General features: G+C 62.7%; 4 protein-coding genes and 2 pseudogenes. 4 read left to right on the top strand and 2 right to left on the bottom strand.

Translation table 11 applies throughout. The features are described from left to right. Nucleotides 1-267 (top strand): annotated as a pseudogene (locus tag EN964_RS29005) (glycerol acyltransferase); the annotation flags it as partial. A 24-nt stretch (nt 268-291) separates the two neighbouring features. Here EN964_RS29005 and EN964_RS29000 read toward each other — a convergent pair. Continuing rightward, complete coding sequence (locus tag EN964_RS29000; protein WP_127270173.1) at nt 292-1,254, bottom strand: hypothetical protein; 963 nt, start codon at nt 1,252-1,254, stop codon at nt 292-294. Between the two features lie 152 nt (nt 1,255-1,406). On the opposite strand from EN964_RS29000, the gene EN964_RS28995 reads away from it, so the two are divergent. Both EN964_RS28995 and EN964_RS28990 read left to right on the top strand, forming a co-directional pair. Then, complete coding sequence (locus EN964_RS28995) at nt 1,407-1,991, top strand: nitroreductase (protein ID WP_127270172.1); 585 nt, start codon at nt 1,407-1,409, stop codon at nt 1,989-1,991. Beyond that, nucleotides 1,992-2,600, top strand: coding sequence for a flavin reductase family protein (locus EN964_RS28990; RefSeq protein ID WP_127270170.1), 609 nt, complete (start codon nt 1,992-1,994; stop codon nt 2,598-2,600). On the opposite strand, the gene EN964_RS28985 is transcribed toward EN964_RS28990, so the two are convergent. Beyond that, nucleotides 2,597-3,328 carry a TetR/AcrR family transcriptional regulator gene (locus EN964_RS28985; RefSeq protein ID WP_127270168.1) on the bottom strand — a complete coding sequence of 244 codons (732 nt, stop codon included), beginning with the start codon at nt 3,326-3,328 and terminating at the stop codon, nt 2,597-2,599. The two genes, EN964_RS28990 and EN964_RS28985, sit on opposite strands and share 4 nt — an antisense overlap. A gap of 38 nt (nt 3,329-3,366) precedes the next feature. Between EN964_RS28985 and EN964_RS28980 the strand changes: the two are divergent. Then, nucleotides 3,367-3,571 (top strand): annotated as a pseudogene (locus tag EN964_RS28980) (hypothetical protein); the annotation flags it as partial.

Genomic DNA, 3,571 nt, shown 5'->3' with positions numbered 1-3,571 from the left:
GCCGAGCGCGACGGCCGGGTGGCGAAATTCGTCGGCAAGGCCTCGCTGACGCTGCGCACGTCGCTGCTCATCCACGAATTCGCGCGGCTGTCCGGCAAGGCGATAGACGTGCGCGTCGGCGATGTGCTGAGCTGGAGCGAGTTGGAGCCGTTGCGCGACCGCAAGGCATTGCTCGACCGGCTGTATCGCGGCGTGTTCGATCTGGCGCCAATCGTGGCGCGCCGCCGGATTCCGTTCCTGCCAGCGCGGACCAAGATGGCAGCCTGAAAACAGGAAACCTGCCGCGGAAGGTTAGTCCGCGCCTTCTTCGGGATCCATCGCCGCGGCCTCGGTGGCCAGAACCTCGATCTCCTGGTTCTGCCCGGCCACGACCGTAAAATCCTTCTGATAGATGCGGTCGCGGTTCTTGGCGATGATGGTGTAGTCGCCCTCGGCCAGCACCATCGAGGCGAAGGCGCCGACGGTTTCCTTGATCGGATCGCCCGATTCGTTGAGCAGCGACCAGGATGTGTCGGCGATCGCCTCGCCACCGGTTTCGCGCACCAGCTTCATGGTGATCTCGGCGGCGTGGTGCTCGACGGTGGCTTCGGTCAGCTTGCCGGCCTCGACACGGATGTCGGAGCGGATGACCGCGTTGACTGCGCCATAGGTCGAGACGACGTGATAGATGCCGGCGTTGAGCCGCACGACGCTGTTGGGCTCGACATCGGGAATGATCAGCGCGCGGTCGCCATTGGCCTCGGCGGTGCCTTCGTAGATCGAAAATCGCAGCTTCTTTGGTGGAATGCGCACGCCGCCGGACAGCACTGCGTCGAGCTTGAGGCCGCCGGCGTCGAGCACGAGACTTTCGCGCTTGGCGTCCTTGCCGACAGTGATGCGCTTGGTGGCGCCGGCCCGGCCGTAGGAGGCGTGAACCAGATAGCTGCCGGGTTCGAGCTGGAAGACGGCGGTGCCGCCATGGGAGGAGGCAACCATCGGCAATTTGCCGTTGACGGCTTCGGGCTTGAAAACCCGCCAGACGATGCCGCGCGTGATGTCGGAACCCTTGTCGGTTAGTTGGGCGGACAATGTGATGGCGCCGCCGCCGCTCAGCGCCAGTGACGTCTCGCCTTTCGGCGTCGCGTAGCTCGAAATTCCCGGAAGCTTCAGGTCGGTGACACCGTCGACGTTCTGCGCCACGGCAAGCGAAACCGGCGCCATGAATATCAGCGCGCCGAGCCAGACCAGGAAAAGACGGACAGTCCCCTCAAACATGCCTTGCGTTGAAGCCCATGGCGGTGGCAATTTCAAGGCTTAAGAGTTGAAACGACTCTTCCCTCCGGCGTATCCCGCGCCAATGCCCGAGCCGCCCGAATCCCCGATGGTGCGCTTCAGCTCAAAACAGAATGTCCAGGAGACTTGCGCCCATGGCGTCGCCGATCATCGACTTCCTGCTCACCCGAAACTCCGCACCGATCCCCGATTTGAAGGAGCCGGCGCCGAGCGATGCGGAGATCGCCACGATGATCGCCGCTGCCTCCCGGGTGCCCGACCATGGCCGGTTGGAGCCCTGGCGCTTCATCCTCTACCGTGGCGACGCCCGCGTCGAGATCGGCAGCCAACTGGCAGCGCTTGCAGAGCAGCGGGAAGGTCCCTTGTCCGAAGGCCGCCGCAACCAGGAACTGGCGCGATTCTCGCGCGCGCCACTGGTGATCGGCGTCGTTTCGATCCCCAGGGACAATCCAAAAATCCCGCAATGGGAAATGTTCCTGTCGGGCGGCATGGCGGCGATGAACCTGATGATAGCAGCGAATGCGCTGGGCTATGGCACCAACATGATCAGCAACTGGTATTCGGATGTGCCGGAGGGCAGGGCGCTGCTGGGGCTGGCGCCGCAGGAGCGGGTCATCGGCTTCATCCATATCGGCTCCTATGCCGGCCCGGCACCGGAGCGGCCCCGGCCCGATCCGGCAAAGCTGTACAGTGACTATTCGGGACCGTGGGCGGGCTGAATGTTCTACGAACCCTCAAAGGGCCACGGCCTGCCGCATGACCCTTCGAAGGCGATCGTGGCGCCGCGTCCGATCGGCTGGATTTCGACACTGAACAGGGCAGGCGAGGTCAATCTCGCGCCATACTCCTTCTTCAATGCCGTTTCTACGCGGCCTTTCATCGTCTGGTTCTCCTCCGAAGGCGAGAAGGACAGCGCCTCCTTCGCCCAGGAAACCGGCGAGTTCGTCGCCAATCTCGTCAGCCGCGATCTCGCGGAGAAGATGAACCGCACATCGGTCAATGCTCCGCGCGGCGTCAACGAGTTCGTCTATGCCGATCTTGCCATGGCGCCGTCTCGGCTGGTGGCGCCGCCGCGCGTGGCGGCAGCGCCGGCCGCGCTCGAATGCCGGGTGACGGAAGTCTTTCGGCCAAAGGCGCTGGACGGATCGCCGACAAGCGCTGTGATTGTTGCCGGTGAAGTGGTCGGCGTGCACATCGACGACGCCTTCCTGACAGACGGCCTGTTCGACATCACCAAGGCCGGCAATGTCGCCCGTCTCGGCTATATGGATTATGCCAGCGTCGACGAGGTGTTTTCGATGCGCCGGCCGCGCTGGGACAAGGACTAGATATCAGGCTTGGCCAGCGCCTTGCCGGCACTCTTTCGCCGCCTGGCCGTCATGACGGTGCGCACATAGCCGGGCTCGCCGATCCGGATGCTTCCATCGGGCAGGCCCAGTATGCGGTCGAGAGCGATCTCGTAGAGCCTGACGCGTTTCTCCAGGGCCTCGATCGCGATCTCCATGTCGGCGTCGCTGCCGCCGGCAATTGCCTTGGCAACGACGTCATGCGTGGCCATGCCGAATTGCATGACGATGTCGGCAACACCTTCCGGATCGAAGGTCCTGAAAGTGCCGTCTTCGATCCCTTGCCTGATGATCTTGACCAGCAGAGGTGAAAACGACGCGCTGGCGGCCAGATTGATACGGTGGAAAAGCACCAGATTCTCAGGCCGAAACATCGTCTCGAAAAGAGTCCAAGCTTCGGGCGCGGTCTCGATCTTTGCCCGCCGCGACTGGCTGAGCAGGCCATTCAGGCGGCCAAGCGGGTCTAGGTCCGGATCGTCGATTATGTCCTGCACCCCAGCCAGTGCCTGTCTTGCAAAGCGATGGGCCAATGCTTCCAGAAGAGCCTCCTTGGAGGGGAAGTAGTGATAGAAGGCGCCCTTCGAGACGCCGGCGGACGCAATCACGTCGTTGAGGCTCGCTTTGTCATAGCCCTGCGTCAGGAAAAGGGTCTGGGCATGGTCCAGAAGCTCTTCTCGCCTGAACTCTGGATGCTTGATGACACGGGGCATGATGAACCTTCTGCACAGTTCGCTTGAATTACAGACCGATGGTCGGTATGGTAGACCAATGGTCTGAAATTGCCAGTGCAGTGAGCGGATATCATGAAAGGTCGATCATGATCGCGAAATTGGTCCTCCAAACATTCGTCTGGTTTGGCGCCATGGGCGCCTTGCTCTTCCTGTCGGCCGGCACGCTGCGCTGGCCGGGGGCCTGGGTCTATCTGGTGGGGATGGTGGGGCTCAGTCTCACCT

The sequence above is a fragment of the Mesorhizobium sp. M7A.F.Ca.CA.001.10.2.1 genome (assembly GCF_003998575.1).
Lineage (GTDB): Bacteria > Pseudomonadota > Alphaproteobacteria > Rhizobiales > Rhizobiaceae > Mesorhizobium.
Note: the sequence above shows the minus strand (reverse complement) of the source record. Positions and strands in the feature narration are given on the sequence as shown.

Excerpts from the sequence above, each read along its gene's own strand:
- EN964_RS29000 (WP_127270173.1), bottom strand. The coding sequence starts at position 1,254 with ATGTTTGAGGGGACTGTCCGTCTTTTCCTGGTCTGGCTCGGCGCGCTG.
- EN964_RS28990 (WP_127270170.1), top strand. The coding sequence starts at position 1,992 with ATGTTCTACGAACCCTCAAAGGGCCACGGCCTGCCGCATGACCCTTCG.
- EN964_RS28985 (WP_127270168.1), bottom strand. The coding sequence starts at position 3,328 with ATGCCCCGTGTCATCAAGCATCCAGAGTTCAGGCGAGAAGAGCTTCTG.
- EN964_RS28995 (WP_127270172.1), top strand. The coding sequence starts at position 1,407 with ATGGCGTCGCCGATCATCGACTTCCTGCTCACCCGAAACTCCGCACCG.